The following is a 14,646-nucleotide window of genomic DNA, read 5'->3' on the forward strand; positions in this document are numbered from 1 at the left end:
CTTCCGTCACCCGCCACGCACCGGGCATTCCGGACCGGCGCAGCCCGAGGCGCGGGTCTCGGTCTCGAAGGTAGCATGGAGAATGCCGAACTCGCCCGCCACGCGGGCCTTCACCCGGCGCACCGCCTCGGCGAAATCGGTTCCTTCCTCCAGCACCAGATGCGCCTCGACCGAGGACCGGCGTTCGTCCATCTGCCACAGATGAAGGTGGTGAACATCCTCGACACCCTCTTCCGCCGCGATCGCGCGCCGGACGGCGGCCGCCTCCACCTCGGGCGGCGCGGCGAGCATCAGGATGCGGATCACCGGACCGATCTCCGACATCGCATGCCAGAGGATCCAGCCCGAGATGAGAAGCGTGATGAGCGGGTCGGCCAGCCGCCAGTCGAAGGCCCAGATCAGCGCCCCCCCGACGATCACCGCGACGGACGCTCCCGCATCGGCCAGGTTGTGCAGGAACGCCGCGCGGATATTCGTGCTCTCCTTCGCGAGCCGCCACGTCAGGAGCGCCGTCGCAAGGTCGATGACCAGCGCCACGGCCGCCAGCACGACGACGATCCCGCCCGCGACCACCGGTGGATCGAGAAGCCGGACGACCGCCTCGTAGCCCAGCCAGATCGAGATCACGATCAGGACCGTGTAATTGACCAGGGCCGCGACGATCTCTGCCCGGCCGTAGCCGAAGGACATCTGCGCATCGGCCGGCCGTCGCGCGATCCGCCGCGCGACGAACGCGATCACGAGAGAGACGGCGTCCGAAAGATTGTGGATCGCATCGGCGATCAGCGCGACGGACCCCGCGAAGAGGCCCCCCACGATCTGCGCGACGGTGAGGACGAGGTTGACGGCGATCGCCAGCGCCACGTTGCGATCGCCGGCCCCTTCGGGGATATGACCATGATGATGGTGGGCATGGCCCCCGTGCCCGTGGTCGTGCGGCATTCACTCTCTCCTTTTCCTCAGATGTGCCCACACGACCGGCAGGGTCAAGCCCGACCTGCGGTTACGCGCCTGACGCACCGCGAGGGACATGTCGCCGACGTGGGCGCCTTCCCCGCCCATGACGCAAGACGGCGTCGGACGGCACACAAGGCTCCTGACGCAAGGCTGTCAGGAGCCCTGTGCGACAAGGGGCCCGCAAACAGCAGCAAAGGAGCCCTGCCATGGAAACCCAAACCACTGTCGTCTGGAGCGAAATTCCGGTTTCGGATATGAAGAAGGCAGTCGCGTTCTACAACGCCGTCTTCGACTGGCAGATGACAATCGACGAAAGCGGGCCCAATCCGATGGCCATCCTCGGCAACGACATGGAGACGGCGGGCGGGCACCTCTATCCCGGCAAGCCCGCCACCGGCAACGGCCCGACGGTGCATATCGCCATCCCGGATCGCCTCGAGGACGCGGCGATCCGCTGCCGCAAGGCCGGCGGCACGGTCATGGGCGACGTCATCACCATCCCGCCCGGCCGCTTCGTCTATGCCGAGGATCCCGACGGCAATTCCATCGGCCTTTTCGAGCCGAAGGCCGCCTGATGCGCCGTGCCGACCGCCTCTTCCAGATCGTCCAGTATCTGAGGGGCGGCCGGCTCCTGACCGCGCGCATCCTCGCCGAGCGGCTGGAGGTCAGCGAGCGCACGATCTACCGCGACATCGCCGACCTCATCGGCTCCGGCGTGCCGATCGACGGCGAGGCGGGGATCGGCTATCTGATGCGCGCGGGCTACGACCTGCCGCCCCTGATGTTCTCCCGCGACGAGATCGCGGCGCTCGTCACCGGCGCGCGCATGGTCCGCAGCTTCGGCGGCGCCGACATGGCGCTTGCCGCCGAGGAGGCGCTGACCAAGATCGCCGCCGTCCTGCCCGACGCCCTGCGCGACAGCCCTGCCACCGTATCCATCCATGCCCACGACGCGGGCGCGCTGACCGGGGCCGACCGGACGATGATCGACCGGCTCGACCGCGCGACCGCCGCGCACCGGAAGCTGAACCTCCGCTACCGCGATGCGGACGGGCAGGCCAGCGAACGTACGGTCCGGCCGCTCTCGCTGTGGTTCTGGGGCAAGGTCTGGACGCTCGTCGCCTGGTGCGAACTCCGCGACGATTTCCGCATGTTCCGCATCGACCGGATCGCCGGGGCGGAGGAAGCCGGCCCCTTCCGCCCGGAACCGGACAAGAGCCTCAAGGCCTTCCTGAAAAGCGAGGCCTGCCGGCGCGAGGCCTGAAAGTCTTCGTTCCCCCGATACATGCGCGGGGGCCCGGGCCGCGCGGCCCGCGACCGAACGGGGGTTCGATGCCCCCCGAGGGCGTCCCCCTCAATGCGCCTCGGCCCAGTTCGCGCCTTGTCCTGCATCGACGACAAGCGGCACATCGAGATGCACGGCTGGGTGGGCCGCGCCTTCCATCACCTCGCGCGCGACGGCGATCAGCCTGTCCACGCCGCCCTCCTCGACCTCGAACAGCAGTTCGTCGTGGACCTGCAACAACATCGTCGCCGGCAGGCCCGCGATCGCCGACGGCATCCGGATCATCGCCCGGCGGATCACATCCGCCGCCGCCCCCTGGATCGGCGCGTTGATCGCCGCGCGGCGGGCGAAGCCGGCATGCGGCCCCTTGGCATTGATCTCCGGCGTATGGATCTTGCGGCCAAAGAGGGTCCGGACAAACCCATTCTCCTTGGCGAAGGCCACGGTCTCGTCCATGTAGTCCTTGATCCCAGGGAAGCGTTCAAAATAGCGGTCGATGAAGCCCTGCGCCTCGGCGCGGGGAATCCGCAGGTTCCGCGCGAGGCCGAAGCCGGAAATCCCGTAGATCACCCCGAAGTTGATCGCCTTGGCCTGCCGGCGGATCATCGGGTCCATGCCCTCGACCGGCACACCGAACATCTCCGAGGCGGTCATCGCGTGGATGTCGATCCCTTCGCGGAACGCTTCCTTCAGCGCAGGAATATCTGCGACATGGGCGAGGATGCGCAGTTCGATCTGCGAATAGTCCAGCGACACAAGCCGCATTCCGGGCCCCGCGACGAAGGCCTCCCGGATGCGCCGGCCTTCCTCGGTCCGGACCGGGATGTTCTGAAGGTTTGGGTCCGTCGAGGCGAGCCGGCCGGTATTCGCGCCGGCGATGGAATACGAGGTGTGCACCCGCCCGGTCTCGGGATGGACATGGGTCTGGAGGGCATCGGTGTAGGTCGATTTCAGCTTCGAAAGCTGGCGCCAGTCGAGGACCCGGGCCGGCAGGTCGTGCCCCTCGGCCGCGAGATCCTCCAGCACGTCGGCGCCCGTCGCATAGGCCCCGGTCTTGCCCTTCTCGCCGCCGGGCAGGCTCATCTTGTCGAAGAGGATCTCGCCCAGTTGCTTCGGGCTGCCGACGTTGAAGGACTCCCCCGCAAGCTCCTGGATCTCCGCCTCGAGCGCGGCCATCTTCTGCGCGAAGGCGTTCGACATGCGGCTCAGCACGTGCGGATCGACGCGAATTCCCGCCATTTCCATGTCGGCGAGCACCGGCACCAGCGGCCGTTCCAGCGTTTCGTAGACCGTCGTCACCTGCGCGCGGTGCAGGTTCGGCTTGAAGGCCTGCCAGAGGCGCAGCGTGATATCGGCATCCTCGGCCGCATATTTCACCGCCTCGTCGACGGGCACCCGGTCGAACGTGATCTGCGACTTGCCGGACCCGAGCAGGCTCTTGATCGGGATCGGTTCGTGGCCGAGATAGCGATTGCTCAACCCATCCATGCCGTGATTGTGAAGCCCGGAATACATCGCGTAGGACATCAGCATCGTGTCATCGATGGGTGCGGTACGGATGCCGTGGCGGGCGAAGATCTTCCAGTCGTATTTCATGTTCTGGCCGATCTTGAGGATCGCCTCGTCCTCCAGAACCGGCTTCAGGAAGGCCAGCGCCTCCTCCAGCCCCATCTGCCCGTCGGAAAGGTCGTTCGATCCGAAAAGATCGCCGCCGCCCTGCCGGTGGCCGAGCGGGATGTAGCAGGCCTCCCCCGGAAAAACCGAGAGCGAGATGCCGACCAGTTCGGCGCGCATCTCGTCGAGGCTCGTCGTCTCCGTGTCGACGGCGACATAGCCGCGGTCGCGGATCACGGCGATCCAGCGGTCGAGCGCGCCGGCATCGCGGATGCATTCGTATTTGGCATGATCGAAGGGCAAGCCCTCGGCTGCGACTTGTGGTTCCTCCTCGGCATCGTGGCTGGCCGGCACCGCAGGGGCGTCGGGGATGGCCGGCGCCTCGGCTTTCAGCGCCTCGGCCACGCGTTTGGTCAGCGTGCGGAATTCCATCTTCGCGAGGAAATCGAGAAGCGGCTCGGCCTCGGGCGCCTTCACCTCCAGATCGTCCAGCGTCCAGTCCATGGGCGTGTGATCGTCTAGCGTGACGAGCCGCTTGGAAATCCGGATCAGATCGGCATTCCCGATCAACGCCTCGCGCCGCTTCGGTTGCTTGATCTCGCCCGCCCGCTGCAACAGGGTTTCGAGGTCGCCGTATTCATTGATGAGAAGCGCGGCCGTCTTGATGCCGATCCCCGGCGCGCCCGGCACGTTGTCGACCGAATCCCCGGCCAGGGCCTGCACATCGACCACCCTGTCGGGCTTCACGCCGAACTTCTCCTCGACCTCCTCGACACCGATGCGCTTCGACTTCATCGCGTCGAACATCTCGACCCCGCCGCCGACGAGCTGCATCAGGTCCTTGTCGGACGAGATGATGGTGACGTCGCCCCCCGCCTCGCGCGCCTGTCGGGCGAGCGTGGCGATGATGTCGTCGGCCTCGTAGTTCTCCAGCTCCAGACAGGCGACGTTGAAGGCCTTGGTCGCCTCACGGGTCAGCGGGAACTGGGGGCGCAGATCCTCGGGCAACTCCGGTCGGTTGGCCTTGTACTTGTCGTAGATGTCGTCGCGGAAGGTCTTGGAGGAATAGTCGAAGACGCAGGCGATATGCGTCGGCGCGTCATCGCCCTTGTTATTGGCAAGCTGCGACCACAGCATGTTGCAGAACCCCGCCACCGCGCCGATGGGCAGTCCGTCGGACTTGCGGGTCAGGGGCGGCAGCGCGTGATAGGCGCGGAAGATATAGGCCGAACCGTCGATCAGGTGCAGATGGCAGCCCTTGCCGAATGTCATGATGCCTCTCCCCTCGCGCGTCGGACGGGAGAGTATTGTCACGTTCCCGGCCGGCGTTCCACCCTGCCACGCCCGATCGGCGGCAAACATGTAGGCAAGCCAATCGCGGATCGTTTCGTCACGAAGGCGCCGGCCGGTCCGATGCGTTTGCGTGACGGGCGCCCCTTCGCTTACCCTTGCGTCCGCAGAGGCATCGCAGGGAGGACATCCAGCATGGCTGATTGCGTGAAATTGCGGCCCGGCGGAACCTATTCGGGCAAGCAGGGTTTCGACTATTTCGGGGGCATCGCGAAGGAAACGGTCGGAAGCCGGGGCGTGTGCATGCACCTTCTGACGATTCCGCCCGGCGGTCGCGCCAAGGCGCACAAGCACGAATCCCACGAAACGGCGATCTACATGATTTCCGGCACCAGCAAGATGTATTGGGGAAGCCGGCTGGAACACGTCATGGAGGCGAGTGCCGGCGATCTGGTCTACATCCCGGCGGACACCCCCCATCTGCCCTTCAACGAGGGACCCGAACCCGCCGTCGCCGTGATCGCGCGCACCGATCCGAACGAACAGGAAAGCGTGGTCCTGCTGCCCGAGCTTGAATCACTCGTGCCGCGCTGACGCCCGTGAACAACTGACGGGCGCAGCGCCGGTCCCCGCCAATGCGGGTTCAGTGGTCATCGTGCGCGTGTGCGCGGTCGATTTCGTATTTCTTGTCGCAATAGCCGCATTCGACAAACCCGGTATCGTGCGGGATCGTCAGCCAGACGCGCGGATGGCCCAGGGCGCCCTCGCCGCCGTCGCAGGCCACTTTCCAGGTGGTCACCACCTCGGTCTCGGGGGCGGGAATGGGCATCTTCGGAACTCCGTCTGGTCAGGTCGCGGCATGATAACGATTGCGCCGGTGCCGGCAAGCGGCCTCAGTCCGGTTTCGCCAGCATCCGCCCCAGCACCCGGCCGCCGAGGATGTGCAGGTGGTAATGCGGCACCTCCTGAACGCCATGTGCGCCAGCGTTGGAAATCGTCCGGTATCCTGCGCCGCCCTCGCCGGGCCCGACGCCGGTGATCCGGCAGACCTCGCCGGCCGCGCGGGTGAAATCGGCGATCTCGTCCGCCGAGGCGTCGGTCGCGAAATGGTCGAAGTTCACGTATTTGCCCTTCGGAATCACCAGCACATGGACCGGCGCCTGCGGGCCGATATCGAGGAAGGCGAGGGTATGCTCGGTCTCCAGCACCGTCTTGTTCGGAATCTCGCCCCTCAGGATGCGGGCGAAGATGTTGGTGTCGTCGTAAGCGTAAGCCATGTGTCCCTCAATCGGCGAAAAGATGATCCATTGCCGCGATCTCGCGGGCGGTCGGTTCCGGAATAGACAGAAACGCCGCCAATGACACGGCATTTTCCTCGGGCCGCGCATCCTGCCGGATGCGGTGCAGATGGGCGAAATTCGCATCGCGGATCGCGTCGCTTTCGTGGCGCAGGTCGTAGCGGATCGTCGGTAGCAGCCGGTCGAGCGATTCTGGCGTCGAGTGGTCGCCGGCAAGACCCGTTCGCCTTGCATGCCCCACGAGATAATCGTCGCCGAAATCGCACTCGATCTCCAGAAGCCGCGTCGTGGCCCGGTCGGCGGCAAAATCCCGCATCAGGTCGATATCGGACGGGTCCATGCAGACGATTATCCGGTCGCTCTTGTGGTAATCGAAGAGCATCCGCATCAGCGACCGGCGATGGCGCGCCCGCTTTTCCACCGTCGACTGGATACCGCCGAGATCGGGCAGCGGCGTCGATTCCTCGCTGAAGAGGTACTCGATGGCGGGGATCTGCGTGACCTGACGCGCGCGCTCCACCAGCCGCTTGGCCACGTGCCACTTCTTGCACACGACGATCATCAGTTCGCGCCCGTGCCCGAGGCTCGCCTCCGCCTCCCAGAACCGTGGCGCGAAGCGCCGGCCCTCGCGGCCACGGCCTGCCAGGAACTTGTAAAGGCGCAGCCCTTCGTTCGAGATCTGGAACCGCACCCCTTCGGAGGCATAGAGATCGCCCAATCGCCGCTTCAGCTCGCGCGCCTCGGGGCTGATCTTTCGGGCGAAGAGGAAATCCTGGCTGAGGAGGAGGTCGTAGTGATCGTTGTAGAACGTCACCGGCATCCCGTAGTCCGAAAACATCAGGAAGGTGAGGGTGCGGGCCCGGATCTCCCGGCCGGGCACGACATGGCGAACCAGCGTCTGAAAGAAGGTCTCGTCCGGGATCCAGGTGGTGCGGAAGAACCGCATGACGTCCTTCCGCTTCCGCGTGAAATCAAGCACCCATTCGACGGTGCGCCGGCGCAGGCACCACCATTGGCTGCCGATCATGATCTGAAGATCCGCCGGGATCGGCCGCGTCCAGCCCATGCGCTTTTGCAGGTTGTAGACCCCGTAGAACAGCCGCTTCCGGGTGCGTTCGTTGAACGGATGGCGGTAGATCAGCCGGTCTTCCTTCATCCCGGTCTTGATCCAGTCGGATTTGAAGAAATCGAAGCTCTCGATATAGTCCACGTCCTCGGCATCGAGGAAAGCATGCGCGTATTCGGCCGACTTGATCGCCATACAGTCGCCCGAGAGCATGTAGAAATGGGTGGCGTCGGGAAAGACCTCGACCGCCGCCTCGACGGCGCTCAGAGTGGCGCCGACGAGGCTCCACTCCCCCCAGCCGCACTTGATCCGTGTGCGGGCGAAGGTGACATTGGCATTCCCGGCAAGGGCGGCGCGGATGCGCCGGTAATCGTCGCGCGGGGCACGTCCGTCGAAATGGATCGACATGCAATCCCCGGCGGCGGTCAACCGCTCGGCCTGCCTGATGATCCCCTCCGGGTCCTTGTGGCACAGCAATATGAAGGCGATCTTTGCCATTTCGGAAACCTGTTAACCCGCGGACAATGGATTGTTTAGACAATTAGCGTTATCAGACGTTGAAAAGACAGAGTTTCTTTGCTCTTTCCGCCGTAATTCCGGCCTAGCGTGTGACCGCGCTCGGTGATTGCCAGTGAGGGACTAGCGAATGGGGTTTCCAGGGACGTGGATGACGGAAAGCGAAAGCGTGGTCTACCGCGTGGTGCCGAAATGCGCCTGCTCCACGATCGGCCAGATCATGTACTATTCCGACCACGGCGCGTTCTTCGACGGCGACATCCACGATTCCACCCAGGGCCTGCACAAGTGGAGCCAGGAGGAGAGCCAGCCGCTGATCGAGGCCAACGTCAAGGCGCACAAGAGCTACGCCTTCACCTGCGTCCGCAATCCCTATACCCGTATCCTGTCCTCGTTCTTCGACAAGATCTGCGGCATTCAGCGGAACGGCAAGCGCTACCGCGGCAACCTCGTGCCGACCCTGATGCAGAAATACGGAATCGAGGTCGGCTCGCCCGAGGATGACTTCCAGTTCGACCAGATCCGGTCCTTCCGCCGCTTCCTTCTTTTCGCGCGGGACACGATCCGCTGGCGCCGGCCGATGGAGCCGGACATCCACTGGTCGGCGATGTCCGGCCACATCTCGACCTTCATCGTCAACGGCGGGCGCTACGACCAGATCTTCTTCACCGAGAAGTTCAACGAAGGGATGCAGACGGTGCTCGACCACATCGAGACGCCGAAGAAGGTGAACCTGAAGACGATCCCGAAATTCAACGAGAGCGAGGGGCACGGACCCAAGCGCGCCCACCCGGTCGAGGATTACTTCGACGACCTCTCGATGCATCTCGTCTACGAGATCTACAAGCGCGACTTCCAGCTCTTCCGATACGATTTCGAGAACCCGGCGAACAAGATGCCGCTGGGCGAGGTCGACCTCGACGAGGTGCACGCCAAGCTGGGCCAGTAAGAGGACCGACGGCAGCCTTATAACGCGCCGACAGCCCAGTGCGACCCTAGGTCAAGAGATCGCCGCCAGCGGCGCCTGGACGAGGCCCTGCCCGCGATCGGAGGCATCGACCCCCGGCGCGAACCCGCCGCGCGCCGCGCTCGCCAAAAGCCGCGCCTCGACCGCGCGGTTGGTGAGCGGCAGGTTCGCCGCCCCCAGCGCCTGCCACCAGAGCGCCGCGACCCCGGCGACATGCGGGCAGGCCATCGACGTGCCGTTCAGCGTGCGCAGACCGCCGCCCGCCCGGGCCGAGACGATGCCGACCCCGGGTGCCGACAGGACCGGGTTCGTATTGGAGAACGGCGCCACGGTCAGCCCGTTCGCCCCCTCCGCCAGCGCGCCGACCGAGATCACGCCTTCTGCGGCGGCCGGAACCGAGGCGCTGACCTCGAAATCCGGATCGATCTGGCGCTCGCTCTCGTTACCGCTCGCCGCGACGACGACGGTGCCGCCGTTGAAATCCGCCATCGCCCGCATCAGGCCCATCAGCCGGTCGAAGACCCTGAGATTCATGCGGTAGGCTTCGAGCGCGATCGAGGTGGCGAGCTTCACCGGCAGGTTGTTCTGCGCCACGAGCCGATCGGCAAAGCCGGGGAAATCGAAGCCGAGCGACATCGAGATCACCTTGGCATTCTGGCTCGACGCCCATTTCAGCGCATCGAACAGCATCTCGGAACTGCCGGACCCGTTATCGCCCAGAACCTTGCCGATCAGCGCCTCGGTGACGCCGGGCGCCACACCGATGCGCGTGCCGTTGACGTCGCGGCCGAAGACCGTGCCGGCGCAATGGGTTCCGTGGCCGTTGCCGTCCTGGTTGCCGCTTCCGGTGAAATCCTGCTGGATCAGCGTGACGCCCTGGAAGGCCGGATGGGCCGCGTCGATCCCGGTATCGAGGATCGCGACCCGCACCCCCGCGCCGTCGAACGGCGAGGCGGCAGCACCGACCTGCGTCACGCCCCAGGTCGGTGTGCCGGAGGCCGCCGCCGTGGCATCGAAGGGCGCGATCAGCCGCGTCGGCATCGCGCGCGCGATCTCCAGCACTTCGGGGTCGCGCACCGCTCCGCGCGCTTCGGCCGAGGTCATTTCGGCCGTCTCGATCCGGGGATCGGGCGGCATTTCGATCCGGTTGGGCGCGGCCCCGAACGTACGCGGGCCAGGAAAGGTTCCCTCGGGCCGGAATCCACGACTGGCATCCCTGAGGATGACATACTTGTCCATGACGTTCTCCAATACATTGCCTGAAACACGGTTTTCTGCCGTCCGAAATGATTGGCGGCAGCGCGGTCACATTATCATAAGTTGTGCGAGTCGGGCAAACACGCTCGGCCAGCGCCGGGCGAGCAATCGGGCCGTCGACGGGTGCGCCGGGCTCAGATCAGCCGGTTCGCGCGGAACATCGACTTCACGTCGACCTCGGGCCGCGCGCCGAAATGGCTGATGACTTCGGCGGCGGCGATGCAGCCCATGCGGCCGGCAGTCTTCAGGCTTTGTCCCGTGGCCAGCCCGTAAAGGAACCCTGCCGCGAACTGGTCACCCGCCCCGGTCGCATCGACCGGCACCACGCGGTGCACCGGCACCTCGACCCGCTCCTCGCCACGGATGACGATCACGTCGGCGCCGGACCGTGTGCAGACCACGACCGGGCATTCGGCCCGCGCCTGCGCCAGCGCCGCCTCCAGATCCTCGGTCTGGTAGAGCGCTTCCCATTCGTGCTGGTTGCCGATCACATAGTCCATCTCGTCCTTCACCAGGCGGCGGAAGTCGGCGCGGTGGCGGTCCACACAGAACGGATCGCTGAGCGCGACCCCGGCCTTGCCCGCGCCCCGATGGCAGGCGCGCGCGGCTTTCAGGAAGGCTTCCTTGCCCTTGTCCTTGTCGAAGAGATAGCCTTCGAGGAAGAGATAATCGGTTGAACCCGCCACATCGTCGGAAACGTCATCCGGACCCAGCTCGGCGGAAATGCCGAGATAGGTGTTCATCGACCTTTCGCCGTCCGGCGTCACGAAGATCATCGAGCGCGAGGTCGGAAGCTCGGCCCCCGCGACCGGAAGGTTGGGGAAATCCGTTCCCTCCGCCGTCAGCGACTTCTGGAAGAACCGCCCGAGCGCGTCGTCGCGCACGCGGCCGATGAAGGCGGCCTTCAGGCCCAGATTGCCAAGCCCGGCGATCGTGTTGCCGACCGAGCCGCCCGGCGCCTGCGTCCGCTCCTTCATCGCGGCATAGAGCATCTCGCCGCGCTCGCGCTCGACGAGCTGCATGATCCCCTTCTGGATTCCCATCAGATCGAGGGCACTTTCGTCGGTCTGGGCCAGGACATCGACAATCGCATTGCCGATGCCGACCACCTGATAGCGGTTGGTCACAGGGTCTTCTCCTCGTAGGGGCACAGGTCCCGGATCAGGCAGGCGCCGCATTTCGGCTTGCGGGCGACGCAGATATAGCGGCCGTGCAGGATCAGCCAGTGATGGGCGTGCTGCTGGAATTCCACCGGGATGTTGTCCTCTATGGCGCGCTCGACCGCCTCGACGCTCTTGCCGGCGGCGATGCCGGTGCGGTTGCCGACGCGGAAGATGTGGGTGTCGACCGCCTGGGCGGGGAAATGGAACCACATGTTGAGGACGACATTCGCCGTCTTGCGCCCCACCCCCGGCAGCGTCATCAGCGCGGCGCGCGACGATGGCACCTCGCCACCATACTCCTCGACGAGGATGCGCGAGAGCTTCATCACGTTCTTCGCCTTCTGGCGGAAAAGGCCGATAGTCTTGATGTGTTCGGTCAGCGCCTCTTCCCCGAGTGCGAGCATCTTTTGAGGCGTGTCGGCGATCTGGAACAGGTTCCGCGTCGCCTTGTTCACGCCCGCATCGGTCGCCTGCGCCGACAATGCGACCGCGACCAAGAGGGTGAAGGCGTTGACATGTTCCAGCTCTCCCTTCGGCTCGGCCTCGGCCTCGCGGAAGCGGCGGAAGATTTCGGTGATCGTCGCGTAGTCGAGCTGCTTGGCCATGCCTTCGGCATATGCCCGGCCCGGCCCGCGCGGGCAAGGGCCACGGCAGGTAACGCGGCGGTTTTCCCCGTCGCGGCATCCGTTAACCGCAATTTTTCCCTTGGCTGCGATGGATTGGGCCGGAAAACAGGCGGGCATCGACGTGCATGGCGCGATGGAATGGCAAAGAGGGGCGGGACTGGCTGGTCGCCGCGGCCAAGGGGCCGGCGGCGGTGTCTCCTCACGCCCTAAAGGCATCGGCGCTCCGCTACGGCCTCGCGCCGGCAACGCTGATCGCCACGCGGGCCGGGCCGGTTCCGCTTGAATGGCTGCGCCCCGGCGACGACATCCTGACCCGCGACAACGGCTACCGGCCCCTGCTTTGGATCGGCCAGGGACGCCGCCCCGCCGGTGCCGGTCCCCAAAGCACCGTCGTGATCGAGGCCGGTCAGTTCGGTCCGGGCCAGCCGGATCAGAGCCTGCGGCTCGCCCCCGATCACGGCGTTCTGGTCGAAGGCGCAAGGTTTGTCGCGGCGCATGGCTCGGCCGAAGTATTGGCGCCCGCCGCGTCGCTGTCCCGCATGGGGCCGACACGTCCCGCCGGCGGGCTCTTCCATCTTGTGCTTGCCGGGCACGAATTGATGCTCGCCAACGGGATCTGGGTCGAAAGCCTGCCCGCCATCGCCGCCTTCCGGCTCTTCCCGCGCAGGGCCGTGGCGCTCTGCGAGAGCTTGCTGGCCGATATCACCAATCCGCTGCGCCCCCGTCTGCGGCCCGAGGACCTCACGCGTGCCGCCCCGGCCATCGCCCCCGCCGCGCGGGTCCCGTACCGACCCCGTCGCGCAACGGGAAGCTGAGGTCATCCCGCCCAACCGCCGCAAAGCGCAAATTCCGGGTCGCGCGAGGCCGCCCCCTGCCCTAGATTCCACGGCAAGGAGACCTGCCATGCTGACCGAACCCATCGCCGACGACCGCTACCACTACGGCGTCATTGCCCGCGCCCTCCGCCTGATCGACGAGTCCGGTGGCACGCCGCTCGCGCTCGACGACCTCGCCGCCCGGCTGAGGATGAGCCCCGCGCATTTCCAGCGCGTTTTCTCGCGCTGGGTCGGCGTCAGCCCCAAGCGCTATCAGCAATACCTGACACTCGACCTCGCCAAGCGCCTCTTGGCGGAGCGTCACACGCTTCTCGACACCGCCGACGCGGCGGGCCTCTCCGGATCGGGGCGGCTCCACGACCTCTTCGTGCGCTGGGAGGCGATGAGCCCCGGCGAATATGCCCGCGGCGGCGAGGGGCTGACGATCCACTGGGGCTGGTGCGACAGCCCGTTCGGACCGGCCCTCGTGATGGGAACCGAACGCGGGATCTGCGGGATCGCCTTCGCGAGCGAGACGGGCGCGGACGCCGCGATGGCGGATCTCGCCGGCCGCTGGCCAAAGGCGCGTTTCGTCGAGGATCCGATGATGCTGAAGCCCTGGGCGCTCTCGGCCTTCGGGGCATCGGCCGATCCGACGCCGATCTACATGATCGGCGCGCCGTTCCAGATCAAGGTGTGGGAGGCGCTCCTCCAGGTTCCCTCCGGCACTGTCACGACCTATTCCGACATCGCCGCCCATATCGGCAACCCGAAGGCCGTGCGGGCGGTCGGCACGGCGGTCGGGCGCAATCCGGTCAGCTGGCTCATCCCCTGCCACCGGGCGCTGCGCAGGTCCGGCGGGCTTGGCGGCTATCACTGGGGGCTGCCGGTCAAGCGCGCGATGCTCGCCTGGGAGGCCGCGCGCGCCGAGGCGTAGCGCACAACCTGCGCGAACCTCTCTCGAATGTGATGGGCGGATTGCCGCCGGAACCGGATTTGGATAGGGGCGTTATTGCCTAACACCGGCTAATCTCGGACGAAACGGCCAAGCATTCCAAACCGGAGCAGCATCAATGCGCATCACGACCCATCTCATCGGCGGTTCCGTCGCCGCACTCTTCCTGGCGGCGTGTACGCCTGTCGATCAATATTCGGCCGACCCCAACCAGCGCACCAAGGAAGGCGCGCTGACCGGGGCCGGCATCGGCGCGCTGGCCGGCATCCTCACCGGCGAGGGCGGCAAGGACAAGCTCGACCGTGCCGTGGTCGGCGCCGCGATCGGCGGTCTTGCCGGCGGTGTCGTCGGCAGCAACCTCGACCGCCAGGCGCGCGAGCTTCAGGCCGAGATCAGCGACAGCCGCGTGCGGATCATCAACGAGGGCAACCAGCTCCGCGTCGTGATGCCCGAGGGGATCCTCTTCGCCACCGACAGCGCCGCCGTGCAGCCGTCGATCCAGAACGACCTCTACGCGGTCGCCGACAACCTCAACCGCTATCCGAACACGCGGGTCGAGGTGATCGGCCACACCGACAACACCGGCTCGGCCGCGTACAACCAGGACCTGTCGCAGCGGCGCGCCGCCGCCGTCGGCGCGGTTCTGCGAAATGCCGGCGTCTCGGGCGGTCGCATCGTGACCTACGGCCGGGGCGAGGACATGCCCGTCGCCTCCAACCTGACGCCGGAAGGCCGTGCGCAGAACCGGCGGGTGGAGATCCTGATCATCCCGACCAGATGATCCAAGCGGCATCGCGAAGACTCCGAAGGCCGGGCCCTGCGCCCGGCCTTTTGCAT

15 protein-coding genes are annotated in these 14,646 nt (G+C 66.2%); 7 read left to right on the forward strand and 8 right to left on the reverse strand.

The window, feature by feature from the left end; all coding sequences use genetic code 11:
• Positions 1–6 precede the first annotated feature (6 nt).
• On the reverse strand, positions 7–942 hold the full coding sequence (locus tag V5734_RS17425; protein ID WP_347310877.1) for a cation diffusion facilitator family transporter: 936 nt from the start codon (positions 940–942) through the stop codon (positions 7–9).
• A 221-nt stretch (positions 943–1,163) separates the two neighbouring features.
• On the opposite strand from V5734_RS17425, the gene V5734_RS17430 reads away from it, so the two are divergent.
• Together V5734_RS17430 and V5734_RS17435 are read left to right on the forward strand one after the other, a co-directional pair.
• Positions 1,164–1,532, forward strand: a complete 369-nt coding sequence (locus V5734_RS17430) for a VOC family protein (RefSeq protein WP_347310878.1) — start codon at positions 1,164–1,166, stop codon at positions 1,530–1,532.
• The gene (locus V5734_RS17435) at positions 1,532–2,221 is read left to right on the forward strand and encodes a helix-turn-helix transcriptional regulator (protein ID WP_347310879.1); all 690 of its coding nucleotides are present in this window, start codon (positions 1,532–1,534) and stop codon (positions 2,219–2,221) included. The genes V5734_RS17430 and V5734_RS17435 overlap by 1 nt, the downstream gene beginning before the upstream one ends.
• Before the next feature lie 90 nt (positions 2,222–2,311).
• On the opposite strand, the gene polA is transcribed toward V5734_RS17435, so the two are convergent.
• On the reverse strand, positions 2,312–5,128 hold the full coding sequence (gene polA, locus V5734_RS17440) for a DNA polymerase I (RefSeq protein ID WP_347310880.1): 2,817 nt from the start codon (positions 5,126–5,128) through the stop codon (positions 2,312–2,314).
• A 213-nt stretch (positions 5,129–5,341) separates the two neighbouring features.
• Here polA and V5734_RS17445 point away from each other — a divergent pair, with 213 nt between their 5' ends.
• Complete coding sequence (locus V5734_RS17445) at positions 5,342–5,740, forward strand: cupin domain-containing protein (RefSeq protein WP_347310881.1); 399 nt, start codon at positions 5,342–5,344, stop codon at positions 5,738–5,740.
• Positions 5,741–5,789: 49 nt separating this feature from the next.
• Here the strand turns inward: V5734_RS17445 and V5734_RS17450 are convergent, their stop codons facing one another.
• The 3 genes from V5734_RS17450 to V5734_RS17460 form a co-directional block, all read right to left on the reverse strand.
• Positions 5,790–5,975: a zinc-finger domain-containing protein gene (locus tag V5734_RS17450; protein WP_347310882.1), complete on the reverse strand. Its 186-nt coding sequence runs from the start codon at positions 5,973–5,975 to the stop codon at positions 5,790–5,792.
• A gap of 64 nt (positions 5,976–6,039) precedes the next feature.
• Positions 6,040–6,423 carry an HIT domain-containing protein gene (locus V5734_RS17455; protein WP_347310883.1) on the reverse strand — a complete coding sequence of 128 codons (384 nt, stop codon included), beginning with the start codon at positions 6,421–6,423 and terminating at the stop codon, positions 6,040–6,042.
• A gap of 7 nt (positions 6,424–6,430) precedes the next feature.
• Positions 6,431–8,008 carry a DUF5928 domain-containing protein gene (locus V5734_RS17460; RefSeq protein WP_347310884.1) on the reverse strand — a complete coding sequence of 526 codons (1,578 nt, stop codon included), beginning with the start codon at positions 8,006–8,008 and terminating at the stop codon, positions 6,431–6,433.
• A gap of 148 nt (positions 8,009–8,156) precedes the next feature.
• On the opposite strand from V5734_RS17460, the gene V5734_RS17465 reads away from it, so the two are divergent.
• Positions 8,157–8,975 carry a sulfotransferase family protein gene (locus V5734_RS17465; protein WP_347310885.1) on the forward strand — a complete coding sequence of 273 codons (819 nt, stop codon included), beginning with the start codon at positions 8,157–8,159 and terminating at the stop codon, positions 8,973–8,975.
• A gap of 51 nt (positions 8,976–9,026) precedes the next feature.
• Here the strand turns inward: V5734_RS17465 and V5734_RS17470 are convergent, their stop codons facing one another.
• The 3 genes from V5734_RS17470 to nth all read right to left on the reverse strand — a co-directional run bounded on the left by V5734_RS17470 (position 9,027) and on the right by nth (position 12,018).
• Positions 9,027–10,232, reverse strand: a complete 1,206-nt coding sequence (locus V5734_RS17470; RefSeq protein ID WP_347310886.1) for a S8 family peptidase — start codon at positions 10,230–10,232, stop codon at positions 9,027–9,029.
• A 152-nt stretch (positions 10,233–10,384) separates the two neighbouring features.
• On the reverse strand, positions 10,385–11,428 hold the full coding sequence (locus V5734_RS17475; RefSeq protein WP_347310887.1) for an adenosine kinase: 1,044 nt from the start codon (positions 11,426–11,428) through the stop codon (positions 10,385–10,387).
• Positions 11,374–12,018, reverse strand: a complete 645-nt coding sequence (nth, locus tag V5734_RS17480; protein WP_347310888.1) for an endonuclease III — start codon at positions 12,016–12,018, stop codon at positions 11,374–11,376. Before nth ends, V5734_RS17475 begins: the two co-directional genes overlap by 55 nt.
• Positions 12,019–12,164: 146 nt before the next feature.
• Here nth and V5734_RS17485 point away from each other — a divergent pair, with 146 nt between their 5' ends.
• The 3 genes from V5734_RS17485 to V5734_RS17495 all read left to right on the forward strand — a co-directional run bounded on the left by V5734_RS17485 (position 12,165) and on the right by V5734_RS17495 (position 14,590).
• Positions 12,165–12,854 (forward strand): Hint domain-containing protein, encoded by a 690-nt coding sequence (locus V5734_RS17485; RefSeq protein ID WP_347310889.1) that lies wholly within the window; start codon positions 12,165–12,167, stop codon positions 12,852–12,854.
• 88 nt (positions 12,855–12,942) lie between these two features.
• Complete coding sequence (locus tag V5734_RS17490; protein ID WP_347310890.1) at positions 12,943–13,791, forward strand: bifunctional helix-turn-helix domain-containing protein/methylated-DNA--[protein]-cysteine S-methyltransferase; 849 nt, start codon at positions 12,943–12,945, stop codon at positions 13,789–13,791.
• A gap of 136 nt (positions 13,792–13,927) precedes the next feature.
• Positions 13,928–14,590: an OmpA family protein gene (locus V5734_RS17495; protein WP_347310891.1), complete on the forward strand. Its 663-nt coding sequence runs from the start codon at positions 13,928–13,930 to the stop codon at positions 14,588–14,590.
• The last annotated feature ends 56 nt before the right edge of the window (positions 14,591–14,646 follow it).

Origin of the sequence: Defluviimonas sp. SAOS-178_SWC (assembly GCF_039830135.1) — a bacterium.
GTDB lineage: Bacteria > Pseudomonadota > Alphaproteobacteria > Rhodobacterales > Rhodobacteraceae > Albidovulum.

Bases quoted from the DNA above. Each gene is read 5' to 3' on its own strand.
- V5734_RS17425 (WP_347310877.1), bottom strand. From the start codon at position 942: ATGCCGCACGACCACGGGCACGGGGGCCATGCCCACCATCATCATGGT.
- V5734_RS17430 (WP_347310878.1), top strand. From the start codon at position 1,164: ATGGAAACCCAAACCACTGTCGTCTGGAGCGAAATTCCGGTTTCGGAT.
- V5734_RS17435 (WP_347310879.1), top strand. From the start codon at position 1,532: ATGCGCCGTGCCGACCGCCTCTTCCAGATCGTCCAGTATCTGAGGGGC.
- polA (WP_347310880.1), bottom strand. From the start codon at position 5,128: ATGACATTCGGCAAGGGCTGCCATCTGCACCTGATCGACGGTTCGGCC.
- V5734_RS17445 (WP_347310881.1), top strand. From the start codon at position 5,342: ATGGCTGATTGCGTGAAATTGCGGCCCGGCGGAACCTATTCGGGCAAG.
- V5734_RS17450 (WP_347310882.1), bottom strand. From the start codon at position 5,975: ATGCCCATTCCCGCCCCCGAGACCGAGGTGGTGACCACCTGGAAAGTG.
- V5734_RS17455 (WP_347310883.1), bottom strand. From the start codon at position 6,423: ATGGCTTACGCTTACGACGACACCAACATCTTCGCCCGCATCCTGAGG.
- V5734_RS17460 (WP_347310884.1), bottom strand. From the start codon at position 8,008: ATGGCAAAGATCGCCTTCATATTGCTGTGCCACAAGGACCCGGAGGGG.
- V5734_RS17465 (WP_347310885.1), top strand. From the start codon at position 8,157: ATGGGGTTTCCAGGGACGTGGATGACGGAAAGCGAAAGCGTGGTCTAC.
- V5734_RS17470 (WP_347310886.1), bottom strand. From the start codon at position 10,232: ATGGACAAGTATGTCATCCTCAGGGATGCCAGTCGTGGATTCCGGCCC.
- V5734_RS17475 (WP_347310887.1), bottom strand. From the start codon at position 11,428: ATGCGGCGCCTGCCTGATCCGGGACCTGTGCCCCTACGAGGAGAAGAC.
- nth (WP_347310888.1), bottom strand. From the start codon at position 12,018: ATGGCCAAGCAGCTCGACTACGCGACGATCACCGAAATCTTCCGCCGC.
- V5734_RS17485 (WP_347310889.1), top strand. From the start codon at position 12,165: ATGGCGCGATGGAATGGCAAAGAGGGGCGGGACTGGCTGGTCGCCGCG.
- V5734_RS17490 (WP_347310890.1), top strand. From the start codon at position 12,943: ATGCTGACCGAACCCATCGCCGACGACCGCTACCACTACGGCGTCATT.
- V5734_RS17495 (WP_347310891.1), top strand. From the start codon at position 13,928: ATGCGCATCACGACCCATCTCATCGGCGGTTCCGTCGCCGCACTCTTC.